Source organism: Planosporangium flavigriseum (assembly GCF_011947225.1).
GTDB classification, from domain to species: Bacteria; Actinomycetota; Actinomycetes; order Mycobacteriales; family Micromonosporaceae; genus Planosporangium; species Planosporangium flavigriseum.
The window spans coordinates 104019-126995 of record NZ_JAATVW010000013.1; the positions used below are offsets into that span (position 1 = coordinate 104019).

At 70.0% G+C, this 22977-nt stretch carries 20 protein-coding genes, 1 tRNA gene and 1 pseudogene; 7 read left to right on the forward strand and 15 right to left on the reverse strand.

Annotation, left to right across the window (positions count from 1 at the left end; genetic code table 11):
- Positions 1–21: 21 nt before the first annotated feature.
- Positions 22–2334: a molybdopterin cofactor-binding domain-containing protein gene (locus tag HC028_RS18360; protein ID WP_168078581.1), complete on the forward strand. Its 2313-nt coding sequence runs from the start codon at positions 22–24 to the stop codon at positions 2332–2334.
- Positions 2335–2343: 9 nt separating this feature from the next.
- Positions 2344–2820 (forward strand): (2Fe-2S)-binding protein, encoded by a 477-nt coding sequence (locus tag HC028_RS18365; protein ID WP_168078582.1) that lies wholly within the window; start codon positions 2344–2346, stop codon positions 2818–2820.
- A 62-nt stretch (positions 2821–2882) separates the two neighbouring features.
- On the opposite strand, the gene HC028_RS18370 is transcribed toward HC028_RS18365, so the two are convergent.
- From HC028_RS18370 to HC028_RS18380, 4 genes and pseudogenes are all read right to left on the reverse strand, one after another.
- Positions 2883–3704: a YceI family protein gene (locus HC028_RS18370; RefSeq protein ID WP_203981336.1), complete on the reverse strand. Its 822-nt coding sequence runs from the start codon at positions 3702–3704 to the stop codon at positions 2883–2885.
- 14 nt (positions 3705–3718) lie between these two features.
- Positions 3719–4459, reverse strand: a complete 741-nt coding sequence (locus tag HC028_RS27705) for an MSCRAMM family protein (RefSeq protein WP_476742328.1) — start codon at positions 4457–4459, stop codon at positions 3719–3721.
- A gap of 102 nt (positions 4460–4561) precedes the next feature.
- Positions 4562–6118 (reverse strand): annotated as a pseudogene (locus HC028_RS27710) (MDR family MFS transporter); the annotation flags it as partial.
- A gap of 143 nt (positions 6119–6261) precedes the next feature.
- Entirely contained in the window at positions 6262–6828 is a 567-nt protein-coding gene (locus HC028_RS18380; RefSeq protein ID WP_168078583.1) for a MarR family winged helix-turn-helix transcriptional regulator, read from the reverse strand.
- Between the two features lie 118 nt (positions 6829–6946).
- Here HC028_RS18380 and HC028_RS18385 point away from each other — a divergent pair, with 118 nt between their 5' ends.
- The gene (locus HC028_RS18385; protein WP_168078584.1) at positions 6947–7588 is read left to right on the forward strand and encodes a TetR/AcrR family transcriptional regulator; all 642 of its coding nucleotides are present in this window, start codon (positions 6947–6949) and stop codon (positions 7586–7588) included.
- Here HC028_RS18385 and HC028_RS18390 read toward each other — a convergent pair.
- Together HC028_RS18390 and HC028_RS18395 are read right to left on the reverse strand one after the other, a co-directional pair.
- Positions 7569–7919, reverse strand: a complete 351-nt coding sequence (locus tag HC028_RS18390; protein WP_168078651.1) for an EAL domain-containing protein — start codon at positions 7917–7919, stop codon at positions 7569–7571. The genes HC028_RS18385 and HC028_RS18390 overlap by 20 nt on opposite strands.
- Positions 7916–8965: a zinc-dependent alcohol dehydrogenase family protein gene (locus HC028_RS18395; RefSeq protein WP_168078585.1), complete on the reverse strand. Its 1050-nt coding sequence runs from the start codon at positions 8963–8965 to the stop codon at positions 7916–7918. Before HC028_RS18395 ends, HC028_RS18390 begins: the two co-directional genes overlap by 4 nt.
- 207 nt (positions 8966–9172) lie before the next feature.
- On the opposite strand from HC028_RS18395, the gene HC028_RS18400 reads away from it, so the two are divergent.
- On the forward strand, positions 9173–9988 hold the full coding sequence (locus HC028_RS18400) for a DUF2267 domain-containing protein (protein WP_168078586.1): 816 nt from the start codon (positions 9173–9175) through the stop codon (positions 9986–9988).
- A 12-nt stretch (positions 9989–10000) separates the two neighbouring features.
- Here HC028_RS18400 and HC028_RS18405 read toward each other — a convergent pair whose 3' ends face one another.
- The 5 genes from HC028_RS18405 to HC028_RS18425 form a co-directional block, all read right to left on the reverse strand.
- A complete protein-coding gene (locus tag HC028_RS18405; protein ID WP_168078587.1) occupies positions 10001–11296 on the reverse strand; it encodes a thymidine phosphorylase in 1296 nt (431 codons plus the stop codon).
- 113 nt (positions 11297–11409) lie between these two features.
- Complete coding sequence (locus HC028_RS18410; RefSeq protein WP_168078588.1) at positions 11410–12996, reverse strand: Na+/H+ antiporter; 1587 nt, start codon at positions 12994–12996, stop codon at positions 11410–11412.
- A gap of 122 nt (positions 12997–13118) precedes the next feature.
- On the reverse strand, positions 13119–14069 hold the full coding sequence (locus HC028_RS18415) for a sensor histidine kinase (RefSeq protein ID WP_168078589.1): 951 nt from the start codon (positions 14067–14069) through the stop codon (positions 13119–13121).
- Positions 14066–14971, reverse strand: a complete 906-nt coding sequence (locus HC028_RS18420; protein ID WP_168078590.1) for an MEDS domain-containing protein — start codon at positions 14969–14971, stop codon at positions 14066–14068. Before HC028_RS18420 ends, HC028_RS18415 begins: the two co-directional genes overlap by 4 nt.
- Before the next feature lie 269 nt (positions 14972–15240).
- Entirely contained in the window at positions 15241–15627 is a 387-nt protein-coding gene (locus tag HC028_RS18425; RefSeq protein WP_168078591.1) for a response regulator, read from the reverse strand.
- A gap of 803 nt (positions 15628–16430) precedes the next feature.
- Between HC028_RS18425 and HC028_RS18430 the strand changes: the two genes are divergently transcribed.
- Entirely contained in the window at positions 16431–16934 is a 504-nt protein-coding gene (locus HC028_RS18430; RefSeq protein ID WP_203981675.1) for a hypothetical protein, read from the forward strand.
- A 9-nt stretch (positions 16935–16943) separates the two neighbouring features.
- Here HC028_RS18430 and HC028_RS18435 read toward each other — a convergent pair whose 3' ends face one another.
- Both HC028_RS18435 and HC028_RS18440 read right to left on the reverse strand, forming a co-directional pair.
- The gene (locus HC028_RS18435) at positions 16944–17366 is read right to left on the reverse strand and encodes a helix-turn-helix domain-containing protein (protein ID WP_168078592.1); all 423 of its coding nucleotides are present in this window, start codon (positions 17364–17366) and stop codon (positions 16944–16946) included.
- Between the two features lie 405 nt (positions 17367–17771).
- Positions 17772–17847 (reverse strand) — tRNA-Lys (locus tag HC028_RS18440).
- Between the two features lie 159 nt (positions 17848–18006).
- On the opposite strand from HC028_RS18440, the gene HC028_RS18445 reads away from it, so the two are divergent.
- Together HC028_RS18445 and rpsT are read left to right on the forward strand one after the other, a co-directional pair.
- Complete coding sequence (locus tag HC028_RS18445) at positions 18007–19269, forward strand: L,D-transpeptidase (protein ID WP_205861514.1); 1263 nt, start codon at positions 18007–18009, stop codon at positions 19267–19269.
- Positions 19270–19394: 125 nt separating this feature from the next.
- Entirely contained in the window at positions 19395–19661 is a 267-nt protein-coding gene (rpsT, locus tag HC028_RS18450) for a 30S ribosomal protein S20 (protein WP_168078594.1), read from the forward strand.
- A gap of 131 nt (positions 19662–19792) precedes the next feature.
- On the opposite strand, the gene holA is transcribed toward rpsT, so the two are convergent.
- Both holA and HC028_RS18460 read right to left on the reverse strand, forming a co-directional pair.
- Positions 19793–20776: a DNA polymerase III subunit delta gene (gene holA / locus HC028_RS18455; protein ID WP_168078653.1), complete on the reverse strand. Its 984-nt coding sequence runs from the start codon at positions 20774–20776 to the stop codon at positions 19793–19795.
- 16 nt (positions 20777–20792) lie between these two features.
- Positions 20793–22970 carry a ComEC/Rec2 family competence protein gene (locus HC028_RS18460; protein WP_203981579.1) on the reverse strand — a complete coding sequence of 726 codons (2178 nt, stop codon included), beginning with the start codon at positions 22968–22970 and terminating at the stop codon, positions 20793–20795.
- Between the last annotated feature and the right edge of the window lie 7 nt (positions 22971–22977).

A 22977-nucleotide genomic window follows, 5' to 3' on the forward strand; every position in this document is an offset into this window, starting at 1 on the left:
GCGCGCAAGGCAAGGAGCACCATGCCCGACCCGTCCACTCCGAAAGCCCCGGTGAGCCGCAGACGCTTCCTCGGGTACCTGGTCGCTGCGCCCACTCTGGCGGTGGCCGTCAGCTGGGTAGCCGAGGCGTCCGACCCGCAGCGCGCGTACGCGTCGGTTCCCACGCTGCCCCAGCCGGAGGAGCTGTTCGACCTCGGCGACCTGCAGAACCTCGCCGCCGCGCCCACCTCCGGGCTGATCTCGGTCCAGGTGAACACGGACGGCACCGCGTCCTTCGCCGTGCCCCGCGCCGAGGTCGGCCAGGGCATGACCACGGCGATCGCGATGATGGTCGCCGAGGAGATGGACCTGCCGATGGAGAAGGTCTCCATCAGCCTCGCGGACGCGCGTCCCGAGCTGCTGATGAACCAGCTCACCGGCGGGTCCAACTCGATGCGCAGCATGTACATGCCGGTCCGCACCGCGGCCGCGATCGCCCGGCAGCGACTGGTCGACACGGCCGCTACGCAGTGGGGTGTGCCGGCATCAGAGCTGAGCGCCCGCAACGGTGTCATCACCGGCCCCGGCGGCCGGACCGCGACCTACGGCTCACTGGCGAAGGCAGCGGCGAGCCAGCAGACGACACCGGTCTCCGCCACGCTCAAGCCATCGTCGGCGTTCACGGTCCTCGGTAAGCCGCAGAACAGGATCGACGCCTACGACATCGTCACCGGGCGCAAAAAGTTCGGGATGGACCTGCAGATCCCGAACGCCAAGCCGACCATGGTGGCCCGGCCGCCGACGATCAACGGCACCGTGGTGTCGATCAACAACGCGAATGCCGTCCGGGCCATGCCGGGTATCACCGACGTCGTCGCGATCACGCACGGCGTCGCGGTCCGCGGCGCCACCTTCGGCCAGTGCATCGACGCGATCCAGGCGCTGGACGTGACCTGGGGCCCGGGGACAGTGGACGGCGAGTCCGACGACACCGTCAAGGCCAAGCTACGCGCGGCCCAGGTGCCGATGACCGTGCCGCCGCTGCTCTCCAAGACGATCGACGCCGAGTTCACCTTCGCGTTCGCCAGCAACAGCCCGCTCGAACCGGACAACGCGATCGCCGACGTCCGACCGGACCGGGCCGAGATCTGGGCGACCCTGAAGGTGCCGATCGTCGCCCAAGAGCAGATCGCCGCGCAGCTGGGGCTGCCGGTGGAGGCGGTGAAGGTGCACGTCGTCCAGGGCGGCGGCTCGTTCGGCCGGCACCTGTTCCACGACGTGGCGGCCGAGGCTGCCGAGATCTCGCAGAAGATGGGCAAGCCGGTGAAGCTGTCGTGGTCACGTACCGACAACTTCCGCCAGGGTCGTACCCACCCGATGTCCATCTCCCGGGTCCGCGTGAACTACGCCTTGGGCAACGTGATCAGCTACGAGCAGCGGCACGCCAGCGTCCAGACGGACTTCGGCCACGGCCTCGGTGAAATGATCACCGCGACCGCCGCGCACCTGCCCGTCGGGGGCAACCTCAGCTTCGCCCAGACGATCTTCGAGCTGACCCAGTCCTCGCCCTACAACTTCGGGGTCACCACCCAGCTGCTCAACGAGGTTCCGCTCAAGTTCAACACCGGCAGCATGCGCAACATCTACTCCCCCAACGTGGTGTGCGCCCAGGAGCTCGTCGTGGACCAGCTCGCCGCGAAGATGGGCAAGGACCCGGTGCGGTTCCGCCGCGAATTCCTGCGGGATCAACGGCTGCTCGCGGTGCTGAACAAGGCGGCCGAGGCCGGCAACTGGGGCAAGACGATGCCGGCCGGGACTGCCCAGGGCATCGGGCTGCATTCGGAGTACCGGGGCGCGGTGGCGGTACTGGCCGAGATCGACTGCCGGCCGAAGACGGTGAACCGGCCGATCCGGGGTGAGGGCGTGACCGGTCCGCGGGTGACCAAGGCGCTGGTCGTAGTAGACGCCGGCTTCGCCATCAACCCGCGCGGCCTGGAAGCCCAGATGATCGGCGGCGTGCAGGACGCCATCGCGCTGGTGCTGACGTCCAGCCTGCACATCAAGGACGGCATTCCGCTGGAAGGCAGCTGGGACAACTACTTCTACACCCGGCAGTGGAACTCACCGCTCGATCTGCGGGTGATCATCATGCCGAACACCAGCGACACTCCCAGCGGCGCGGGAGAACTGGCGGTGGCGCCGGCCGTCGCCGCCGTCGCCTGCGCGTACGCCCGGGCCACCGGAACCATGCCGACCTCGTTCCCGATCAACCACGGCACTCTCAGCTTCGAGCCGTTGCCGCTGGAGCCGTCCACGCCGCAGTCGCCCACCGACGGTCTCGACCACACCTTCTGAGGAAATCCGATGCCCACTCACACTTTCACGCTCAACGGCGAACAGGTCACCGTCGAAGCCGAGGACAACGTGCGGCTGCTGTGGGTCCTGCGCGACCTGCTCGGCGTCACCGGCCCGAAGTACGGGTGCGCGCTGGACGTCTGCAAGGCGTGCACCAGCCACATCAACGGCAAGGCGTTCAACCCGTGCTCGGTGCAGGTGTCCGACATCAAGCCCACCGATGAGATCACCACCATCGAGGGGCTGCCGGCGACCGTCGGCAAGGACCTGCACCCGATGCAGCAGGCCTGGCTGGACTACGACGTCGCCCAGTGCGGCTACTGCCAGCCCGGCCAGATCATGGCCGCCGTCGCCAAGGTGAAGCAGGCCCGTGCGGCCGGTCACGAGATCAGCGACGCGGACATCGACGAGCTGCGCAACATCTGCCGATGCGGCACCTACACCCGCATCCGCGACGCCATCAAGGCGGGCGCACACACGATGTGAACGATCGTGGGCACGTGGCGGGGTCGCTGCCCTGCCACGTGCCCACGATCCGCCATGCGGCTTTAGTCCTGGCGGACGGCCTGCACCTCCAGGTCGATGCGGAGGGTCGGGCCGACGAGCACGAAGCCGCCGGGCAGCCCCATGTTCCAGTTGATCTCGTAGTCCTTGCGGGCCAACTGCGTGGTCGCGGTCAGCGCGATGCGGGTGCCGCCCCACGGGTCCGGCCCGGTCCCCAGGTACGTGAGGTCGAGCGCGACCGGCCGGGTGATGTCGCGGATGGTGAGCAGCCCGTCGACCCGCCAGCGCTCGTCGGTGTGCCGGACCACCCGCTCGCTGCGGTAGGTCAGCTCCGGGAACCGCTCCACCTCCAGGAAGTCGGGCGAGCGCAGATGCGTGTCCCGATCGGCGTTGCCGGTGTCGATGCTGGCCGCGACGATGCTGACCTCGACGCTGGACTGTTCGATCGGTTCGGCGACGCGGATCTGCCCGGAGAACTCCTTGAACCGGCCCTCCACGTGCGACAGCGCCAGATGGCGGGCCTTGGCCTTCACGATCGTGTGCGCCGGGTCGATCACCCACAGGCCGGGCGCCGGCAACGCCGTACGCCGGGCGCTGCCGAGCACGATCGACCCGAGGTCGGTGACACCGTGCGCGTGGATCGAGACGGTACGGGCCAGGGGGTCCACCCCCGGCGCGGCGACGACCACCGTGGCCGTACCCGGAGCGGACACGGGCATGGCGAACGCACCGGTATCGTCCGCCGCGGCCCGCCCCAACTGCTGCCCGGTGATCCCGATGATCGTGACCGCGGCGCCGGGCAGTGGCCACCCGTCGACCGTCACGACCATTCCCCGTACCCCCGAGGTCAGGGCGCCATGTTCCACCTGCGTCACCGTGATCAGCCCTCACCCTGGTCCGCCGGGGAAACGCCGAGCGGCACCGCCGGCCCGGGCTCCCCCAGTGCGATGTCCTTCTCGGTGCGGTCACCGGCGAGGTCCACCCGCGACGCGACCGGTGCGTACCCGCTCGCGGTGAGCGTGTACGTCCCCGGCAGCAGCCCGGGGAACTCGTACCGGCCGTCGTCGCCCGTCACCATCGTGCCGGCCACGTTGCCGTAGCCGTCCACCAACATCACCGAGGCGTCCGCCACGGGACGGCCGGACCGGGCCGACCGCACGGTACCCGAGATCGTCGCGTTCGAGCGCAGCACGACGTCGTACCGGTGCGACCCCGGGCCGTCCACGCTAACCGCCTGCGCCACCGGCAGCGTGTGCTCCGCCGTCGCCGTGAGGGTGTACTCCCCCGGGTACAGGTCGGCCAGCACGTAGGTACCGGCCGGGCCGGTCACCGCCGCGCCGACCACTTCACCGCGCGCGTCGGTCAGCGTCACCGTCGCGCCGTGCACCGGCTCGCCGCCACGCTGGAGCACCCGCCCCTCGACCACGCTCGCGCCGGCGAGGGCGATGTCCCGGCTGACCTCGCCGAGGCCCACCGTGAGCATCGTCGCCAACGGCTGGTGGTTCTCGGCCGCGCAGATCAGCAGGTAATTGCCTCCGCTGGGCAGCTCGAGGCGGTAGCTGCCGTCGGCCTTGCTGACCTCGCGCGCGACCTGATGGCCGGGGTAGTCCGTGACCGTCATCAGCGCCCCGGCGACCGGGCGCCGGTCCAGCCCTTCGACCCGTCCGGTGACGACGGTGCCACTGGTACGGGCGGGTTCGGCCACCGGCTCCGGTTCGACGGCGGCCGGCGCCGGCTCCGCGGACGCCGGCTCCGGCTCGGCTACGGCCGTCTGTGCCAGGTCCACGCTGGAGCGCAGGTTGATACGCGGCAGCGCCAGGGCGGCGAGGATGCCGACGAGACCGATGATCGCGGAGATCAGGAAGATGTGCGCGGTGGCGTCGCCGTAGACGGCCCGGATGATCGTCACGATCGGCTGCGGCAGGGCGTGCAGGTCCAGCGTGCTGGTCTTCGCGCCGGCCCCGCCCGCGGGGATGTGGATGCCAGCCTCGGCCATCCGCTTCGGGATGTCGGAGGCGACCCGGTCGGCCAGCACGGCACCGAGCACCGACACACCGATGGTGCCGCCCAGTGACCGGAAGAACGTGACGGTGCCGCTGGCGGCGCCGAGGTCGCGCAGGGCGACGGTGTTCTGCACGGCCAGGACCAGGTTCTGCATGGTCATGCCGACGCCGATGCCGACCAGTGCCATGCCGGCCCCGACGTAGACCAGCTTGGTCTGGTGGTCGATCCGGGACAGCGCGACGAAGCCGCCCACCAGGATGATCGTGCCGGCGACGATGTACGGCTTGATCTTGCCACTCTTGGTGATCAACAGGCCGGCGATCGTGGAGGCGACCAGCACGCCGCCCATCATCGGGGTGGTCAGCAGGCCGGCCTTGGTCGGGCCGTAGCCCCGGCCGATCTGGAAGTACTGGCCCAGGAAGACGGAGCCGCCGAACATGGCCATGCCGACCGCCACGCTGGCCAGGATGGCCAGGGCCGGGGTGCGCTGCACCACGATGCGCAGCGGCACGATCGGCTCCTTGACCTTTGCCTCCACGAGCACGGCGAGCGCGAGCAGCACGACGCCGCCGCCGACCATCGCCGCGGTCTGCCAGGACAGCCAGGCGAAGTTGTGGTGCACGAAGGTGACCCAGATCAGCAGCACACTCACACCGGCCGCGATCAGCGCGGCGCCGACGTAGTCGATCTGCGCGCCCTCGCGGCGGACCGTCTTGAGGTGCAGGGTCTTCTGCAGCAGGACCAGCGCGATGAGGGCAAACGGCACGCCGACGTAGAAGCACCACCGCCAACCCAGCCAGGACGTGTCGACGATGACGCCGCCCAGCAGCGGGCCTCCCACCGTGGCGACGGCCATGACCGCGCCGAGGTAGCCGTTGTAGCGGCCGCGCTCCCGCGGCGGGATCATCGCGGCGATCACCACCTGGACCAGCGCCTGCAGACCGCCCATGCCCAGGCCCTGGAACGCGCGGGCGGCGATGAGCTGCGGGGTGTTCTGCACGATCCCGCACAGCACCGAACCCAGGATGTAGATGACGATGGCGACCTGGACAAGAGCCTTCTTGCTGAACAGGTCGGCCAACTTGCCCCAGATCGGGGTCGCGGCGGTCGCGGTCAGCAGAGCTGCGGTGACCACCCAGGTGTACTGGCTCTGGGTGCCGCCGAGCGCGCCGATGATCTGCGGCAGCGCGGTCGACACCACGGTGATGCTGATCATCGAGACGAACAGGACGAGCAGCAGGCCACTGAGGGCCTCCATGATTTCGCGGTGGCTCATCGCCTCGCCGGCTGCGGGTGGTGCGGTCGCGGCTGCGGGTGGTGCGGTCGCGGCTGCGGGTGGTGCGGTCGCGGCTGCGGGTGGTGCGGTCGCGGCTGCGGGTGGTGCGGTCGCGGCTGCGGGTGGTGGGGTGGTCGCTGCGCTCACAGCGCTGCCTCCAGCAAGGGTGTCTCGGGTTCGGATGGATCGGCGGGTCTCGGAGGATCGGCGGGTCTCGGAGGATCGGCGGGTGTCTGAGGAACGACGCCGGCGGGTGGCGCGGCCGCCCGGTCAAGGGCGGCCGTCAGGTCATCGACGAACCGGCTAAGCGCGGCGGCGAACCCGTCGACCTCCGTGGCGGTCCAGCCGCGCAGGGCTTCGCGCAGGAACTCGTCCTGCCGGCGCTCGACGCCGGTCAGGGCGGCGCGGCCGGCGCCGGTCAGGGTGAGGATGCAGGCCCGCCCGTCGTCGGGGTCCGGCCTGCGTTGCACGAGGCCGCGCGCCGCCAGCGCGGCGACGGCCCGGCTGATCGTGGAGGCGTCGAGCGCGCACGTCGCTGCCAACTCCTTGGGGTGGCAGCCGCCGTCCTCCCCCGCAGACCCGATCGCCGCCAGGATGCCGATCATGCCCGGCTGCACCTGCGTGTCCTGGATGGTCATTTGCTGGCGGGCGACCCGCACGGCCCTGATGAGGGCGCGCAGCCGATCGTCCAACCGGGGTTCGGGATCCATCTCGCCGTCTTCTCGTCTCGTGGCCGGCCTAACTGCTTGGCTCACACAACGAACCATACATGCCAATGAGAATTTTTTCCCATTGGGTAACGCTTCTCACTGAGATAGCATCACCCTGGTGAACAGCAGTCTGGGCCTCCGTGAACGCAAGAAGGTCGCCACCCGCCAGGCCCTCCATGAGGCCGCGGTGCGGCTGGCGGTCGAGCGAGGTCTGGACAACGTCACCGTCGAGGCCATCGCCGACGCCGTCGACGTCTCCCGCCGCACGTTCTCCAATTACTTCGAGGGCAAGGACGACGCCGTGCTCTACGGGTACGAGCAGCGCCTGCGGACGCTGCTCGACCTCCTGCGGGCCCGGCCGGCCGAGGAGTCCTCGTGGACGGCGCTACGGCAGGCCTTCCACGGCCTCCACCCCCAGCTCAGCGAGCCGGATTCGCAGTGGGTGGCGGAGATCCAGCTCATGCGCCAGCACCCGTCGCTGCGGGAACGCCAACTGGCGACGCTTGCCCGGTTCGAGCGCGAACTTACCGGAGCCATCGCCGAACGGCTGGGCGGCCAGCCGACAGAGTCGGTCAGCGGCCAGCCGACAGAGTCGGCCAGCGAGCAGCCGGCGGATCCGCTGCGGACCCGTGTGATGGCCGCGACCTTCCTGACCGGTGTCCGCCTCGCCACCCAGCTCTGGCTCGAAGATCCACAGGCCAGGTCGCTCCTCGCCGTCGCCGACCGGGTCTTCGACCAGATCAGCGCACAGTTCCGGTAGGCGCGGCCGTCGGCAGGGCCAGCTGCTCGGGCGGCACGGGCCGGCCGAAGTGGTAGCCCTGCAGCAGATGGAGACCCAGGTCGCGGAGCCTTTCGGCGGTGGCCGCGTCCTCGATACCTTCGCCGACGACGGTGCGGTCGAGACTACGGGCGTTCGTGGCGACAGCGGTGACGATGACGACGTGGGCCGGTGATTCGTCCATGCGCACGATGAAGCTGCGGTCGACCTTCAGCTCGTCGATCGGCAGTTCGGTGATCAGGGCGAGGGACGCGTAGCCGGACGTCGTGATCTTCTCGTTCCTGGTCCTGACGTGGAGCGCCGGAACGATCAGGGGCGCAGCAGCGTCTTGATCGCCCGGCGCTCGTCCATCGCCGCGTACGCCTCCGCGACCTGGTCCAGCGGCAGTTCGACGTCGAAGACCCGGCCCGGGTCGATCGCACCCTTGAGCACGTCGTCGAGCAGTTCAGGCAGGTACGCGCGCACCGGCGCCACGCCTCCCGCGACGTTGACGTTCGTGCCGAACATCTTCTGGATCGGCAGTTCCGGGCCGCCGGCTGGCACACCGACGTAGCCGACGAAGCCGCCCGGCCGGGTCGAGTCCAGCGCCTGCGCCATCGACTCCTTGGTGCCGACGCACTCCAGCACCGCGTCCGCGCCGATGCCACCGAGCAGGTCCTTGACCGCCGCGACGCCCTCGCCGCCGCGCTCGGCGACGATGTCGGTCGCGCCGAACTCACGCGCCACGGCCTGCCGGTCCGCGTGGCGCGACATGGCGATGATGCGTTCGGCGCCGAGCCGACGGGCGGCCAGCACGGCGCACAGGCCGACGGCACCGTCCCCGACGACCACGACCGTGCTCCCGGTCGTGACGCCGGCCGAGACGGCGGCGTGGTGGCCGGTGCCCATCACGTCGGACAGGGTCAGCAGGCTCGGTACGAGCGCCGCGTCCGGCTGCTCCGGCGTGGCCACCAGAGTTCCGTCGGCCAGCGGTACGCGTACGTACTCCCCCTGCCCGGCGTCCACCCGCACCCCGTGCCGGTCCGTCGAACCCCACCACTCCAACTGCTCGCAGGAGGTGTTGATGCCGTTCCGGCAGTGCCGGCAGGTGTTGTCGCTGACGACGAACGGCGCGATCACGAAGTCCCCGGGAGAGACGGTTCGGACGTCGGACCCGACCTCCTCGACGACGCCCACGAACTCGTGCCCGATCGGGCTCGGTTCGGTGACCGGCCGCACCCCGCGGTACGGCCACAGATCCGACCCGCAGACGCAGGACGCCACGACCCGGACCACGGCGTCGGTCGGGAACCGGATCGCGGGATCGGGCACCTCCTCAAGCCGGATGTCGCGAGTGCCATAGATCAAAGTCGCGCGCATTTTCGAGTCTCCTATCAGCCACGCCACCGGATCGGCATCGGGCGCCCCCAGCCAGTCAACACCGCGCACCTCGGGATCATGTACCCAGGGTCCGGGCCGCTACGCGAAGTCCTCCGCGGGTGGGGTCGGCCGCGGCGGGGAGCCTACGTTGGAACCGAGGGCACCGCACGAGGAGAACGCCCTGCCGGAGAACAGGGAGGACCGGCAATGGACTACCAGGGGTTCATCGAGACCGTGGCGCGGTTGGCCGGCATACCGCTTGAGCAGGCGGGACCCGTCTCCTGCCTCACGCTGCACACACTGGCGCAGCGGATCTCAACGGGTGAGCTGGAGGACCTCGCCCCGCACCTGCCGCCGGAACTGCGGCAGTGCATTGAACGCGAAGGCCCGGTCGCCACCTTCGACGCCGACGAGTTTCTGCGCCGCCTTGAAGAACACACGCACACGGACCGGCGGATCGCGGAAGGGGTGGGGGTCGCCGTGCTCGCCGCGCTGTGGACGACCGTAGGCCCCAAGGAGTTCCACGATCTGTGCTCGCAGCTCACCAAGGACTTCGGACCGCTGGTCGAGGCCGCCGAACTCCACGCGCCGCCCCGGCCTGGACCGGAGGGCGACCCCCGGTTCGGCCGGCCGATGTCGTACGACGAGTTCGTCCGCCAGGTGGCCGTGCGCGCCGCCACCGATCTGGAAACAGCCCGCAAGGCGACCGAAGCGGTACTGGAGACGCTGGCCATGCGCGTCACGGCGGGTCAGATCAACGACCTGCGGCCCCGCCTGCCCCGCGAACTGCATCCCGCCCTCGATCGGGGCATGACGCGCAGCCACGGGCAGGCGCTGCCGCTCACGCTCGAGGAGTTCGTCCGGGAGGTCACTGCGCGCGAAGGAATCTCGACGACGAAGGACGGGCTCAAACACGCCCAAGCCGTACTGGCGGTGCTGCGCGAAGCGGTCGGCGAGAAGGAGTTCCAGGACACCAACGCCCAACTCCCGGACGAGTACCGCGTCCTGGTGGCGGCGCGATAGGCGCGGTAGTGCCTATCGCGCGATCCGGTCGATGATCAGCGGCGGCGGCAGGTCCGGACGCGACGCGTGCGGGGCGATGGAGAACGCCCCGTCGAGCGCGGAGATCGCGCGCTCGAACTTCTCCGGGCTGTCGGTGTGCAGCGTGAGCAGGCGCTGCCCGGCGCGTACCTCCTCGCCCGGCTTGGCGTGGATCTCCACACCCGCGCCGGCCTGCACCGGGTCCTCCTTGCGGGCCCGGCCGGCGCCCAGCCGCCAGGCCGCGACGCCGACGGCGAAGGCGTCCAGCGAGACGAGCACCCCGTCGGCCGTCGCCAGCACATCATGGTTCTCCCGCGCCACCGGCAGCGCCGCGTCCGGGTCGCCGCCCTGGGCGGCGATCATCCGGCGCCACACGTCCATCGCGGACCCGTCGCGCAGCTTGTCCGCCGGATCGACCGCCGGCCGGCCCGCGGCGGCGAGCATCTCCCGCGCCAGCGCGAGGGTCAGCTCGACGACGTCCGCCGGGCCGCCGCCGGCCAGCACCTCGACCGACTCCCGCACCTCCAGCGCGTTGCCCGCGGTACGCCCCAGCGGCGTGCTCATGTCCGTCAGCAGCGCCACGGTCGTCACCCCGGCGTCGGTGCCCAGGTCCACCATCGTGCGGGCCAGTTCCCGGGCGTCGTCCACGGTCTTCATGAACGCCCCGGACCCGACCTTCACGTCGAGCACCAGGGCGCCCGTACCCTCGGCGATCTTCTTGCTCATGATCGAACTGGCGATCAGCGGGATGGCCTCCACCGTCCCCGTCACGTCGCGCAGCGCGTATAACTTCTTGTCCGCCGGCGCCAGGCCCTCCCCCGCCGCACAGACCACCGCACCCACGTCCGCGAGCTGCTTGAGCATCTCCTCGTTCGAAAGCCCGGCCCGCCAGCCCGGGATCGACTCCAGCTTGTCCAGCGTTCCGCCGGTGTGGCCCAGGCCCCGACCGGACAGCTGCGGCACGGCCACTCCGCACGCGGCGACCAGCGGCGCCAACGGCAACGTGATCTTGTCTCCCACCCCGCCGGTGGAGTGCTTGTCCGCCGTCGGCCACGACAGCGACGAGAAGTCCATCCGCTCGCCCGAGGCGATCATCGCCCGCGTCCACCGCGCGATCTCGCGCCGGTTCATCCCGTTGAGCAGGATCGCCATGGCCAACGCCGACATCTGCTCATCGGCGACCGACCCCCGCGTGTACGCGTCGATCACCCAGTCGATCTGGGAATCCGATAACTCGCGCCGGTCCCGCTTGGCCCGGATGACGTCGACGGCGTCGTGCGCCTCGTTCACGCGTGCTCCTTCAGGTCGGATAGCCCGAAGGGGCCGGGCAACGTGATCAACTTCTGCTGGCCAGCAGGCTAGGCAACGCCATCCTGCATGTCCAGGTAGATCCGCTCCATCGGTTATTCGGGGAGGTCTCGGCGCGAAAGCCGGATCTCTTCGGCGTCGAGTTGCGCCTGGATCTGCCGCAGCGCAGTGTCGTCGATGCGCTGCTCGTCGCGCAGTCGGACGACGGTCTGCCGCTTGCGATTGAGCAGCCCCAGGCGCAGGGACCGGAAGTCGGCCTCGGCGCAGCGGCCCGGATTGGGGTCTTTCTCGTCACCGTGCGCACGCAGCACCCTCAGGTGTTTCTCGTACTCGGTGCGCATCCGGTCCACGACGCGCCGGTCGATGCCGCGGTCAGCCGCGATCTTGTCCATCGCAGCGAGCGCTTCTTCGGTGGCGACGGTCTCGGCCAGATGGCGCTCATCCTCGAGGGTGGTGTCGGCCACCGCTCGGGTCCGGCGTACCACCAGCGGCAATACCGATCCCTGCAGCAGGAGGGTGACCACGATGACTCCGGCCGTCACAAAGATGATCGTGTCTCGGAACGGGAACGGCGCGCCGGAGTGCAACCGCTCGGGTATGGCCAGGGCGGCGGCCAGGGACACCGCGCCACGGAAGCCCGCCATGGAGCCGATCACCCAGTCGCTGGCGTAGATCTCGCGTGTGGGCCGCCCGGTGAGCCGGTCCAGCCAGCGCTGGAGGTGTCCCGCGGCGAGCAGGCACGCGAATCGAACACCGAGGATCACCGCCGACACGACGGCGACCCCGGCGACGGCGCTGCGCAGGCGGGTGCTCAACAGGTCCCGCACCACGGTCGGCAGTTGCAGCCCCACCAGAACGAACAGCGCGGCGTTGAGCGCGAAGGTCGACAGGCTCCAGAACGCGAACGACTGCGTCCGGGTGTCGGCGCGAACGACCCGGGGACCGACCTGGCTCAGGGCGAGTCCGCAGACGACGACGGCGAGCACCCCGGAGGCGTGGATCAGTTCGGCCAGCAGAAAGGCCGTGAACGGGGTCATCAGGCTGACGGTGTTCTCCAGCAGTGGTGCGTCGAGCAGGCGGCGCACCCGCACCGACAGCCAGGCGGTGACCAGGCCGGCTGCCGCGCCTCCCGCGTACGAGAGCAGGAACAGCCCCAGGATGTGAGCAGGTTGCGGTCGCTGCTGGCCGACGGCGATCTCGACTGCGAGGCTGTAGATGACCAACGCGGTGCCGTCGTTGATCAGACTCTCTGCACGCAGGATGTGCACCAGCCGCCGGGGCAGATTCCGGGCGAGCGCGGCCATGGCGGCGGCGTCCGTGGGTGCTATCGCGCCGCCGAGCACCCAGGCCGACGTCCACGGCATGCCCAGGGCGTGGGCGACCGCCGCCACGGCGGCGGCGGTGGCGATGACCAGGCCGACGGTGACCACCGCGACGAGGACCAGGTTGCTGCGGATCTCGCGTAGCGACGTGCTCAGGCTCTCCCAGTACAGCAGCGCCGGCAGGAAGAGCAGAAGCACCACCACCGGCGGCAGGCGGATCGCACCGAGCATTGGCATGAAGCCCAGCAGCACGCCTATCAGCAGCAGGAACACCGGGGCGGGAATGCCGTAGCGGTGTGCAGCCATGCTGCCCAGCAGCACCGCGATCCCGAGAACGACGACGAGTTCGAGACCGAGCACACCGTTCCCCCGAAAGCACAGCCGGAGGACGGAGCCGGCACTTGCCGATCTCCCCCGGCGAATTCCGGGTCATACCCGGAATTCGCCGGGCAACCGGATGTTGCCTCGCTATCTGGAGCCGGTTACCGGTTGATGTGGACGCGGATGCGGGTGCCGTCGTCGCTGCTGTAGACGCACACCAGGTCACAGAGCCGGTGTGCCATGAGCAGCCCCCTACCACCGGTGCTGTCGTGTCCGCGCGGGGTACGGCCGACCGTCGGGTCGGAAATGTAGCCCTCGTCGTCGATCTGGCAGACCAAGACGTCGGCTTCGACCCAGGCCGATACGCGGCCGGGCCCGTCGGTGTGCCGGCAGGTGTTGGCGGCGAGCTCGTTCACGGCGACGCACAGCTCGTCGATCCGCTCGGAGCACAAGGCCGCAGCTGCTGCGTGCGCGGCAACGAACCGCCGCACCTGGCGCAGCATCACCACACCGGAGTAGGTCATGGTCGCCGCCGTGGCCGGTGGCGCGGGCAGCGGCTGCCCGCGCAGGACCATCACCTCCGGCGGGACGTAGCCAGGGTTGAGGCTCACGTCGGCGCCGCGCGTCAGGAGCGGATGCGTACGAACGGCGTCGGACAGCGCGACCTCGGGCAGGCCCACGGCGTCGTACAGGCACAGCATGGTCGCGTCGTGACCGGCGAACACGGCGTTGATCGCCGATTCGTACGCCACGCAGGCCTGGTACTCGAACCCGGCGCGACCGGGCCAGATCGACTCACCGACGACGCGTACCCGCCGACCCGGATGCGCGGCGGCGAACGGCCATAGCACCTCCGGGATGATCCGCCCGGGGTTACGGGCGATCACCCCGGCGTCGAGGAACCGGACGCCGGCGATGTGCGCACCGAGCCGGTCACGGACCAGATCGACGCGCTTGCCCGCCAGGGCGACCAGCGCCGGTTCCCCGACGGCCAGTCCTTCCCGCACGAACGGGACGACGCCCGCGCTGAACTCGTCCTCGTCCCGGTAGAACAGGGCCCGGTGCTCGAGGTCGCCGGCAGATCGGGCACCGGTCTCCGCCATGGCCGTCATGACGCCTGCCTGCGGACCACGACCCGTAGGCCGGAAGTACCCGCCTCGGCGCCAAAGTGATCCATCTCAGTCGCCCAGGCCATCATCTGGGCCAGCGTCCGCGAGCAGCCGACGACCGCGAGGCCCGCCGGGCACGCGCGGGCCGCGGTCACCAGCAGGTCGGCGGTGGCCGCGTCGGCGAATCGCAACTCGGTGACATCGACGACGAACTCCCGCCCGGTGTGCGCGGTGGCCACGATCGTGTCGTACAGCGTCGCGGCGATCGCCTCGTGGTTGGACACGTCCGCCTCCCCGGACAGGCGAAGCCCGGGCTGGTCGGTCATCCGGGTCAGGTGCAGCAGCGGCTCCCAGTCCCCGTCCGCGCCCACCGGCATCGTGGCCGGATGGGCCGCCGCGACGCGGCGCAGCTCGGAGGCCGGGAACCGGCGCCGGTCGTACTGGCACACCACGGTCGTGTAGTCGTCGCTGAACACGGAATTGACGTGCGCCTCGTACCACGCCAGCCGGGAGGCGTCGACGGTCGGGCGCAGCGCCCAGCTCATGTCGGCGGCCACGCGCAGCCCCGCCCACCCGCCGTCCCGGGCAGCGCCGATCGTGCCGGTCCAGCTCGCGATCATCGTTTCCGGGTCGAATCCACGGGTGGCCAGGTACGCGTCGTCCGCCGTGACGATCTCCAGTTGGCCGGACCTGGCGCATCCGTCGCCATCCACGCCGTGCGCGTCCAGACCGGCGAGCAGCGCTTCGGGCCGGACGCTGTCGGTGAGCAGCAGTACCTTCTCCCCGCCATCCAGCCCCACCTGCACGTACCGGGCAACGACTGTCAGCCCCTGCGGTTCATTGTCGTACAGCCAGCACGCGTGGTCACCACGCCGCAATCGCTCCACCGCAGTCGGGGAGACCATGGTCGACTGCCTCCCTCGGCATCGTCCGAATTTCGCCCCGCCCGCATCCCGACAGAGAGAAACAGCCCGCAATCCCCCAAAAGGCTCGGACCGCCCTCGACCGTAGCCGAGCACGGTGCCGATCGACAACGAGGCATAACCACCGGGTCAGCCGGCCTGCGGGGTTCGCCAGAGCGAGTGTGGTTGCTGTACCTCGTTGCCACACCGAAGGAGCCCTGTGCCACCTGCCGATCTCCAACTTCAAGATCCGGTAGCGGCGTCCTGGGCGGTTAGGCAGGGGTGTGAGCGGCGGAAAGACCGAGCAAGGTGAGTTTGTCCGCGATGGCATCCGGTGTGAACGGCTTGATGAGATATTCGTGGGCGCCCGCCGCGAGAGCGCGCACGATCTGCTTTTGCTCACTCTCGGTACTGACCATGATCAGCGTGAGGTGGCGTAGGTTCTCGTCGGCGCGCACCGCCGTAACGAGGTCTAGGCCGTTCATGACCGGCATGTTCCAGTCGATCAGCACGAGGGAGGTGCCGCTACCGTCGGCGGTGAGCAAGTCGAGAGCCTCGCGTCCGTCTCCGGCCTCATACACCTCGAAACCAAGACCGGTGAGAATGCGGGTCAGGATCAGGCGCATGGCCCGTGAGTCGTCAACTACAAGCGCGCGCACCAGCTCACGTACCCCTTCTATACCGGCTGGCGGTACGGGCTGCGGGTTCGCAATACCGTACAAGTAACCTTTACCGCCGCTTCTATGGCGAGATTAATCCCCTTTGCACCTTTGCCCCTCCCACCTGGGCGCATATTTGCACTGGACGAACGGATGAATGCCCAAGCCGGTGATGCAGCAGCAGGCGGCCGGTTATCTGGACGCGGCGCTCAGCCCGGCTGAGGAGCAGCACGAAGAGGACTGAGGCGTTGCTGTCACGGCCCGCGGCAGGACGGCCAGTCCTCGCTACGCCGATTCCTCATCGGGCCGCAGCGACGACCACACCATGGTTGTCTGCGACCGGCTACGGCTCTCACTCGACGTGCAAACCCGTCTTGCCGGGCTCTCCCCGCCGGTTGCCCGGCCACCGAGTCGGAGAGCGGTCCGCCAGCCGCTCACATCACCGGGCGCGCCAGTTATTTCCAGGCCAACCCCACACCTGGCCAACCGCTCCCGAGCACCCGGCCACCGCCGGCACATTACAAAACAGGCCCCGAACCGGCGAGAAACGCCAGCTCAGGGCCTGCCTCCTGTGGTGCGCCGCCAGGGACTCGAACCCCGAACGGCTATGACGGTACCCGTCGTGGTAGCGAGCCAATCTTCACCTAGGAAGAGGGGGACCGCCACGGCCTCGGCAAGTTGACTATGCAAAAGCAGCGACCGCCAGCAGGCGTTCGAGGCAGAGCTTCCTCGGAAGCGACACGCCAGGGCGTAAGGCAACAGCGAGCGCCGGTTTTGTCAGGGTGCGAGGCTAGCCTGAATTCATGTCCCCCGATCGTCGCGCTCGCCGCAGCATGACCCCTGCGCGCCGCCAGAGCATCCCGACGACGGTGCGTGTCGCACCGTCCTCGGACGACGCGCATGACGTGGTGTATTTCCGGCGCCACCGCGAGGACGATCCGACCGAGTCTGCTCCTGGCCGCGAGTTCCTCAGGCTGTGCCCCACGACAGTCCGCGCGAAGATGCGGGCTGTCCTCGTGGAGGTAGCCGCCGCTCCGCCGAAGCGGTTCGCGGGCGGTGGCTACTGGGAGGCGATGAAGGGCGACATGGCGGGCTGGTTCGAGGTCCGCGTGGATGGCCCTAAGCGCCACCACTACCGCTTGTACTGCCTACTCGACTACAAGGCTAAGGACTGCCTTCGCCCGCTGCTCGTGATCGTGACCGGACTGGACAAGCCGTTCCAGACCGTTTTGTCTGAGTCCGACTACAAGGACGTGCGGGCGCTCGGCGAGGAGTACCTCGCCCGCAACCCCCGATCCCTGGCCTGAGGTCCGATCTCAGACCAGGGCGGGCTCCTCGCGGTCGGAGTCACGCACCTCGGTGAGGTGCTGCGCCAAGGCGTGAGTATCAGCAGCCGATCCGCTGAGCAGCGGCTCGGTGATGTAGGCACGCTCAGCCTCGGGGAGTGGTTCGAGGGTGAGCCGCATCCCGAGGGCGGCGGCTACCGCCGACAGCGTCTCCACCGTGTAGTTCCGACTGGATTCACTGAACAGCCGGCGGATCACCGAGTCCTTAGCACGGACGGCGCGGGCAACGTCGGCCTTGGTCATCCCCGCCGCCTCGCGCGCCTCATCGAGGCTGTTAACCAGGTGGTCCACCGTCTGAATCCGCATGGCTTCAAGGATGTAGTCGCGGAGGAAGTCGGGATCTTTGAGGTCTTCGGCCAGGTCATCCCAGAAGGCGCTGTGCGTGTGCTTCATGCCGTCTCCTTCGGCTTATGACCGCGGAAGCGTAGCAGAAATGCTACGCCCATCCTGTGATCCCATCAACATTTAGCGGCGCAATACCCCGGGGGGATGCCGCCGGGAATCTTCGGAAGAATGCCAGCGAGGATGGCGCACCAACGCCACGCGGGCGCTGGCCAGCCCTGATACGGAGCCACCCCGGCGCTGCACCTGCCGAACCCGCTCGACCAAGCGAATAACCGACGACCACAACGTCACTCACCGCCGCAGCCACTCGTCGGCCCCCGACGTCCACGGTCGCAGCACTAATCTACCGGTGGCGACACTGGCCCAACGGCTCACGAGCACCCGGCCACCGCCGGCACATTACAAAACAGGCCCCGAACCGGCGAGAAACGCCAGCTCAGGGCCTGCCTCCTGTGGTGCGCCGCCAGGGACTCGAACCCCGAACCCGCGGATTAAGAGTCCGCTGCTCTGCCAGTTGAGCTAGCGGCGCTCACTGGAACGCAGAGAACGATAGCACGCCGTTTACGCCGCCTCCCAACCCGTTCCCCTCATGCCGGCGCGTGTCGGGCTGACAGCCCGAAAAAGGGGCCCCCGCGGGTGGCATCGCTGCGAGACCATTGACGCCAGACACTGGCACGGGGAGATGGACATGGGGCAGAGGGTGACCCGCCGGCGGCCGCGACGGCTCGGAGTGGCGGTGGCACTGGCCGGGCTGCTGACCATCGCCGCGTGCGGCCCGGGCAAGTCCTCCCCCGCCACCAAGGTCCGTACGCCGACCCCGGCTGCCAGCACCCCGGCCGCGCCGACCGCGGCCATCAGCTTCCCCGCCGACGGCGCCACGGACGTACCCACCTCCGCAGAGATCGCGTTCCGAACCGAAAACGCGCGGTCGGCGACCGTGACCCTCGCCGACGCCACCGGCGCACCCGTCGAGGGCGCGGCGCGTCCGGACAACTCGGCGTGGATGCCGAACGCGCAGCTGAAGTACTCGACGCGGTACACCGCGAAGGTGTCGGCAACCGGTGCGAGCGGCAACGAAACCAGCAAAACGGTCACGTTCACCACGATGGACCGGCCCGACAACCTGATCTCGGTGCGCAGCCAGCTCGGCGACGACCTCGTCTACGGCGTCGGCATGCCGGTGGTGGTCAACTTCGGCGACGACATCCCCGCAGACCAACGGGCCAACGTCGAGAAGCGCCTGTTCGTCGCGAGCGAGCCGGCACAGGAGGGCGCGTGGAACTGGTTCAACGGCCACGAGGTCCACTTCCGGCCCCGTGAGTACTGGCAGGCCGGCACCAAGCTGTCCATCCGGCTGGCCACCGGCGGTCTACCGTTCGGGGGTGGCGCGTACGGCGCCACCGACGTGACCGTACGCACCTCCATCGGCGACAAGTTCGTGATGACCGTCGACAACGCGACCAAGACGATGTCGGTCACCCGCAACGACCAGGAGATCAAGACGATGCCGGTGAGCCTCGGTAAGCCGAGCGCGCCCTCGTCGAGCGGAAACATGATCGTCATGGTCAAGAACGAGTGGGAGTGGTTCGACTCGTCGACCTACGGCGTTCCGGTCGACTCTCAGGACGGGTACCGCACCAAGGTCTCGTGGCCGCAGCGGCTGACCTGGGGCGGGCAGTACATCCACGCCGCCCCGTGGTCCGTCGGAGATCAGGGGCGGCGCAACGTCTCCCACGGCTGCACCAACATTTCGATGGAGAACGCCGAGTGGCTGTGGCATCAGACACACGTCGGCGATCCGGTGATCGTCAAGGGCACCGAGCGCGGCCTGGACTGGGGCGACGGCTGGACCGACTGGAACGTGCCCTGGGAGGAGTACCTTAAGGGCAGCGCCCTTCCCCGACCGGCGAGTCCCAGCACGTCACCGGCGGGACAACCGTCCCCGAGCTGAGCCGGGGACCCGCTGTTTTGGCCGGTCGCGGGCACACCTGGTAACCTGGCTCTTCGCGCATTGCTGAGGCTCCGTCTCACAGGCGCACTCGACTCCAACCCGAACTACCTTGACGAGGCTGTCGCGTGGCGAACATCAAGTCCCAGATCAAGCGCAACCGGCAGAACGAGAAGCGCCGGCTCCGCAACAAGTCGGTCAAGTCTGCGCTGAAGACGTCTGTCCGCAAGTTCAACGAGGCCGCTGAGGCCGGTGACAACGCGCTCGCGACCGAACTGATGCGCGATGCCGCTCGCCGGCTCGACAAGGCCGTAAGCAAGGGCGTTATCCACAAGAACCAGGCGGCCAACCGCAAGTCGGCCATCGCCAAGCGGCTTGAGTCGCTGGCGGCCTGAGCTTCTCTTTCGACGCCTCGCTGACGCCGCCTGGGCCTTCAGGCCCGGCGGCGTTTTGGCGTTCCCAAATCAGGCTAGGCGTGCCTCGGCTGACGGCGATCAGCCTCGGCGTGTCCCGGCTGACGGCCGCCCTACCGCGCCGCTCCCCCGTTCCGGGCGGCTGCGATCGCGAAGACCGCCCGCTCCAGGGCGTATCCGCGGTCGTCCGAGCCGCCCTTGACAGCGGCGTTGCAGTCGGCTGCCACCCGCATGGCGTCCACGAGCGCGTCGGCGCTCCAGCCCCGGGACTGGCGCTGCGCGCGCTCGATCTTCCACGCTGGCATCCCCAGCGCGCTGGCCAGTTGGTACGCGTTGCCGCGGCCGGCCGACGCCACCCGGGCGACCGTACGCACCCCGTCCGCCAGCGCGTCGGCGATCGGCACCGGATCGACGCCGACGTGCAGCGCCCAGCGCAGCGCCTCCAGGGCTGCCGGCAGGTCACCGACCATCGCCGCGTCAGCCACGGTGAACCCGCTGACCTCCGCGCGGCCCTTGTAGTAGCGGGCGACGGTCTCGGCCCCGATCGTCCCCCCGGTGTCGGCGACCAGCTGGGAGCAGGCGGCCACAAGTTCCCGTAGGTCGTTGCCGACCGCGGCGATCAGTGCCTCGGCGGCGTCCTCTGCGCACTTGCCCCCGAGCCGGCGCACCTCGGCCCGGACGAAGTCGACCCGCTCCCGATGCTTAGTGATCTTGCTGGCGGGGATGACCCGCGCGCCGGCGTTCTTGAGCCCGTCGGCCAGTGCCTTGCCCTTCGCGCCGCCCGCATGAGTGATCACGAGGGAGACGTCCGGGTCGGGATCGCGTACGTACGCCAGGAGCGCGGCGGCCAGATCCTTCTTAGCGTCCTGCGCGCTCCTCACGACGAGTACCCGCCGCCCGCCGAACAGCGAGGGACTGGTCATCTCGGCCATTTCTCCGGGCACCAACTCACCGGCGGCGTACTGACTGACTTCGGCGTCGGGTTCGATCTCGCGGACGGCGGCGATCGCCTCGCTCACCGCCCTGGCGACGAGGAGTTCTTCGTCACCCAGGACGAGGCGCACGTCGGCGGACAGCTTTGGGGGCACGGCTGCAATCGTCGCACGGCCTGCCCTACCGCCGGCGCCCGTCACCGGCCGGCACGCCGCGAACCGCCACGGCCAGCCGCCCGTCGAGGTCGACGGCGGCCAGGTCGCCGGAGACGTCGGTGCGCAGCACCCGGGCGCCGCCGCGGGTGAGCCGGTCGAGCACTGCCGCGTTGGGGTGGCCGTACATGTTGCCGGTGCCGACTGAGACGAGCGCGACCGACGGGCGTACCGCGTCGAGGAACTCCGGGCTTTGGAAAGCGGAGCCGTGGTGGGCGACCTTCAACACGTCGACCCGCACCACGCTGTTGCGAAACTCAGTACTCAGGAGCGTGTGCTGTTCATCCTCCTCGGCGTCTCCGGCGAGCAGGAGCGAGTGTCCCCGGACGGTGGCGCGGAGGACGAGCGAGTTGTTGTTCGGGTCCGACCGCGTGTTGACCAGCGGCCGACTCGGCCCGAGTACGGCCAGCCGCAGCCCGGCACTCGCGTACACCTCCCCCGGCATCGCTTGACGTACCGGAGTGCGCCGGGCGGTGGCGGCTTCGATCACCTGGCGGCGCCCGAGGGCTGGCTCGGGGTGGGCCGTGGTCACCACCGCGCCTACCGAGCGGTTGCGGAACACGCCCTCCACACCACCGACGTGGTCGATATGGAAGTGGCTGACCACCAGCAGCGGGACGTGGCGGACCCCGAGCCGGCGCAGGCACCCGTCGACCGCGGTCGGGTCGGGACCGGCGTCGACGACGATCGCCTGGCCGGGCCCGACCGGAAGCACCGCCGCGTCGCCCTGACCCACGTCGCACACCACCATGAGCCAGCCCGGCGGTGGCCAGCCCGGCGCGACCAGCCGTACCGGCATGGTGCCCACGACGGCCGCGGCCGCCACGATGGCCGCCAGTCGGCGCACCAGGCGGTGCCGGGCGGCAACCAGCAGCGCCAGCAGCACCGCCGCGAGCACCACCCCACCGACGGCGCCGCCCGGCCACGGCGCGACGCCCGCTGGCGTCTGCGCGCCATAGTGTCCGACGAGGACGAGCCAGCGGGCCGGCCAGGCGGCCAGCCACGCCACCATCTCGGCGCCGGCCGGCCACCCGGGCGACAGCAGCGCCGAGACGACGCCGAGCACGGTGGCCGGCGGGACCGCCGGCACCGCGAGCAGGTTGGCCGGAACGGCGGCGAGCCCGACGGTGCCCGACAGAGCGGCGATGACAGGAGCACAGGTGAGCTGAGCCGCCGCGGGCACCGCGATCGCCTCGGCCAGGCCGGCGGGTACCCCGTGCCGGCACAGCGCGTCCCGCCACCCGGGTGCGATCAGCAGCAGGCCCGCCGTCGCGAGAACAGACAGCGCGAAGCCCGGCTCGCCGGCGAGTTGGGGGTCGATGAGGATCAGGAGCACCACCACCGCGGCGAGCCCGGGTACGGCCGAACGTGGCCGACCGCTCGCGAGCGCGATCAGCGCGAACCCGCCCAACGCCGCCGCGCGTAGGACGCTCGGTGACGGGCGTACCAGGATCACGAAGCCGATGAGCGCGACGACGGAGAGGGCGGCGGCTGACCGTGGTCCGGCCCGGCACCAGCGGGCGAGGCCGAGCACCGCGCCCAACACAATCGCAACGTTCGAGCCGGAAACAGCCAGTAAGTGGGTCATGCCGGTGGTACGGAAATCGTCCGCGACGGTCTGCACCAGGCGCGTGGTGTCGCCGACGACCAGCCCCGGCAGCAGCCCACCCGGCTCCGGCGGCAGGGGCGCGCAGGCCCGCTGCAGGCCGGCGCGTAGCCGCCCGGCTGCCCGCTGTGCCCACGGGGCCCGACCGACGAGGCGTGGCCCACCCGGGACCGTCAGGACGGCCGAACGCAGGTCTCCCCCGCGCGTAGGGGCGAGGCGGCCGTCGACCACCACCCGCTGCCCCGGCAACATCCCCTGCCAGGCGGGGTCGGCGCCGAGCACCAGTACTCGTACCGACAGGCGCAGTGCCGGGCCGTCTGCCACCCGCAGCCGGGTGAGGTCGGCGGCGATCGCGTACTGCGCCGACCGGCCGGCAGTGCTCCGCGTCGGCCGTGGATCGTCGGTGACCAGTAGATCGGCGTGGACGGCGGCGCGCTCGCGAGCGAGTCCGGTCACCTCGTCGGCGTCGCGCAGCGCCACCCGGGACGCCGTGACCCCGGCCCCGCCGACGACCCCGGCCAGCACTCCCAGAACGACCATGCGACCG

What these genes read in the sequence shown, in the direction of transcription:
- HC028_RS18420 (WP_168078590.1), bottom strand. Translation starts at nt 14,971, where the DNA reads ATGGTCTCCCCGACTGCGGTGGAGCGATTGCGGCGTGGTGACCACGCG.
- HC028_RS18460 (WP_203981579.1), bottom strand. Translation starts at nt 22,970, where the DNA reads ATGGTCGTTCTGGGAGTGCTGGCCGGGGTCGTCGGCGGGGCCGGGGTC.
- HC028_RS18435 (WP_168078592.1), bottom strand. Translation starts at nt 17,366, where the DNA reads ATGAAGCACACGCACAGCGCCTTCTGGGATGACCTGGCCGAAGACCTC.
- HC028_RS18380 (WP_168078583.1), bottom strand. Translation starts at nt 6,828, where the DNA reads ATGGATCCCGAACCCCGGTTGGACGATCGGCTGCGCGCCCTCATCAGG.
- HC028_RS18430 (WP_203981675.1), top strand. Translation starts at nt 16,431, where the DNA reads ATGTCCCCCGATCGTCGCGCTCGCCGCAGCATGACCCCTGCGCGCCGC.
- HC028_RS18360 (WP_168078581.1), top strand. Translation starts at nt 22, where the DNA reads ATGCCCGACCCGTCCACTCCGAAAGCCCCGGTGAGCCGCAGACGCTTC.
- HC028_RS18400 (WP_168078586.1), top strand. Translation starts at nt 9,173, where the DNA reads ATGGACTACCAGGGGTTCATCGAGACCGTGGCGCGGTTGGCCGGCATA.
- HC028_RS18415 (WP_168078589.1), bottom strand. Translation starts at nt 14,069, where the DNA reads ATGACGGCCATGGCGGAGACCGGTGCCCGATCTGCCGGCGACCTCGAG.
- HC028_RS18365 (WP_168078582.1), top strand. Translation starts at nt 2,344, where the DNA reads ATGCCCACTCACACTTTCACGCTCAACGGCGAACAGGTCACCGTCGAA.
- HC028_RS27705 (WP_476742328.1), bottom strand. Translation starts at nt 4,459, where the DNA reads ATGACGGTCACGGACTACCCCGGCCATCAGGTCGCGCGCGAGGTCAGC.
- HC028_RS18445 (WP_205861514.1), top strand. Translation starts at nt 18,007, where the DNA reads ATGGGGCAGAGGGTGACCCGCCGGCGGCCGCGACGGCTCGGAGTGGCG.
- HC028_RS18395 (WP_168078585.1), bottom strand. Translation starts at nt 8,965, where the DNA reads ATGCGCGCGACTTTGATCTATGGCACTCGCGACATCCGGCTTGAGGAG.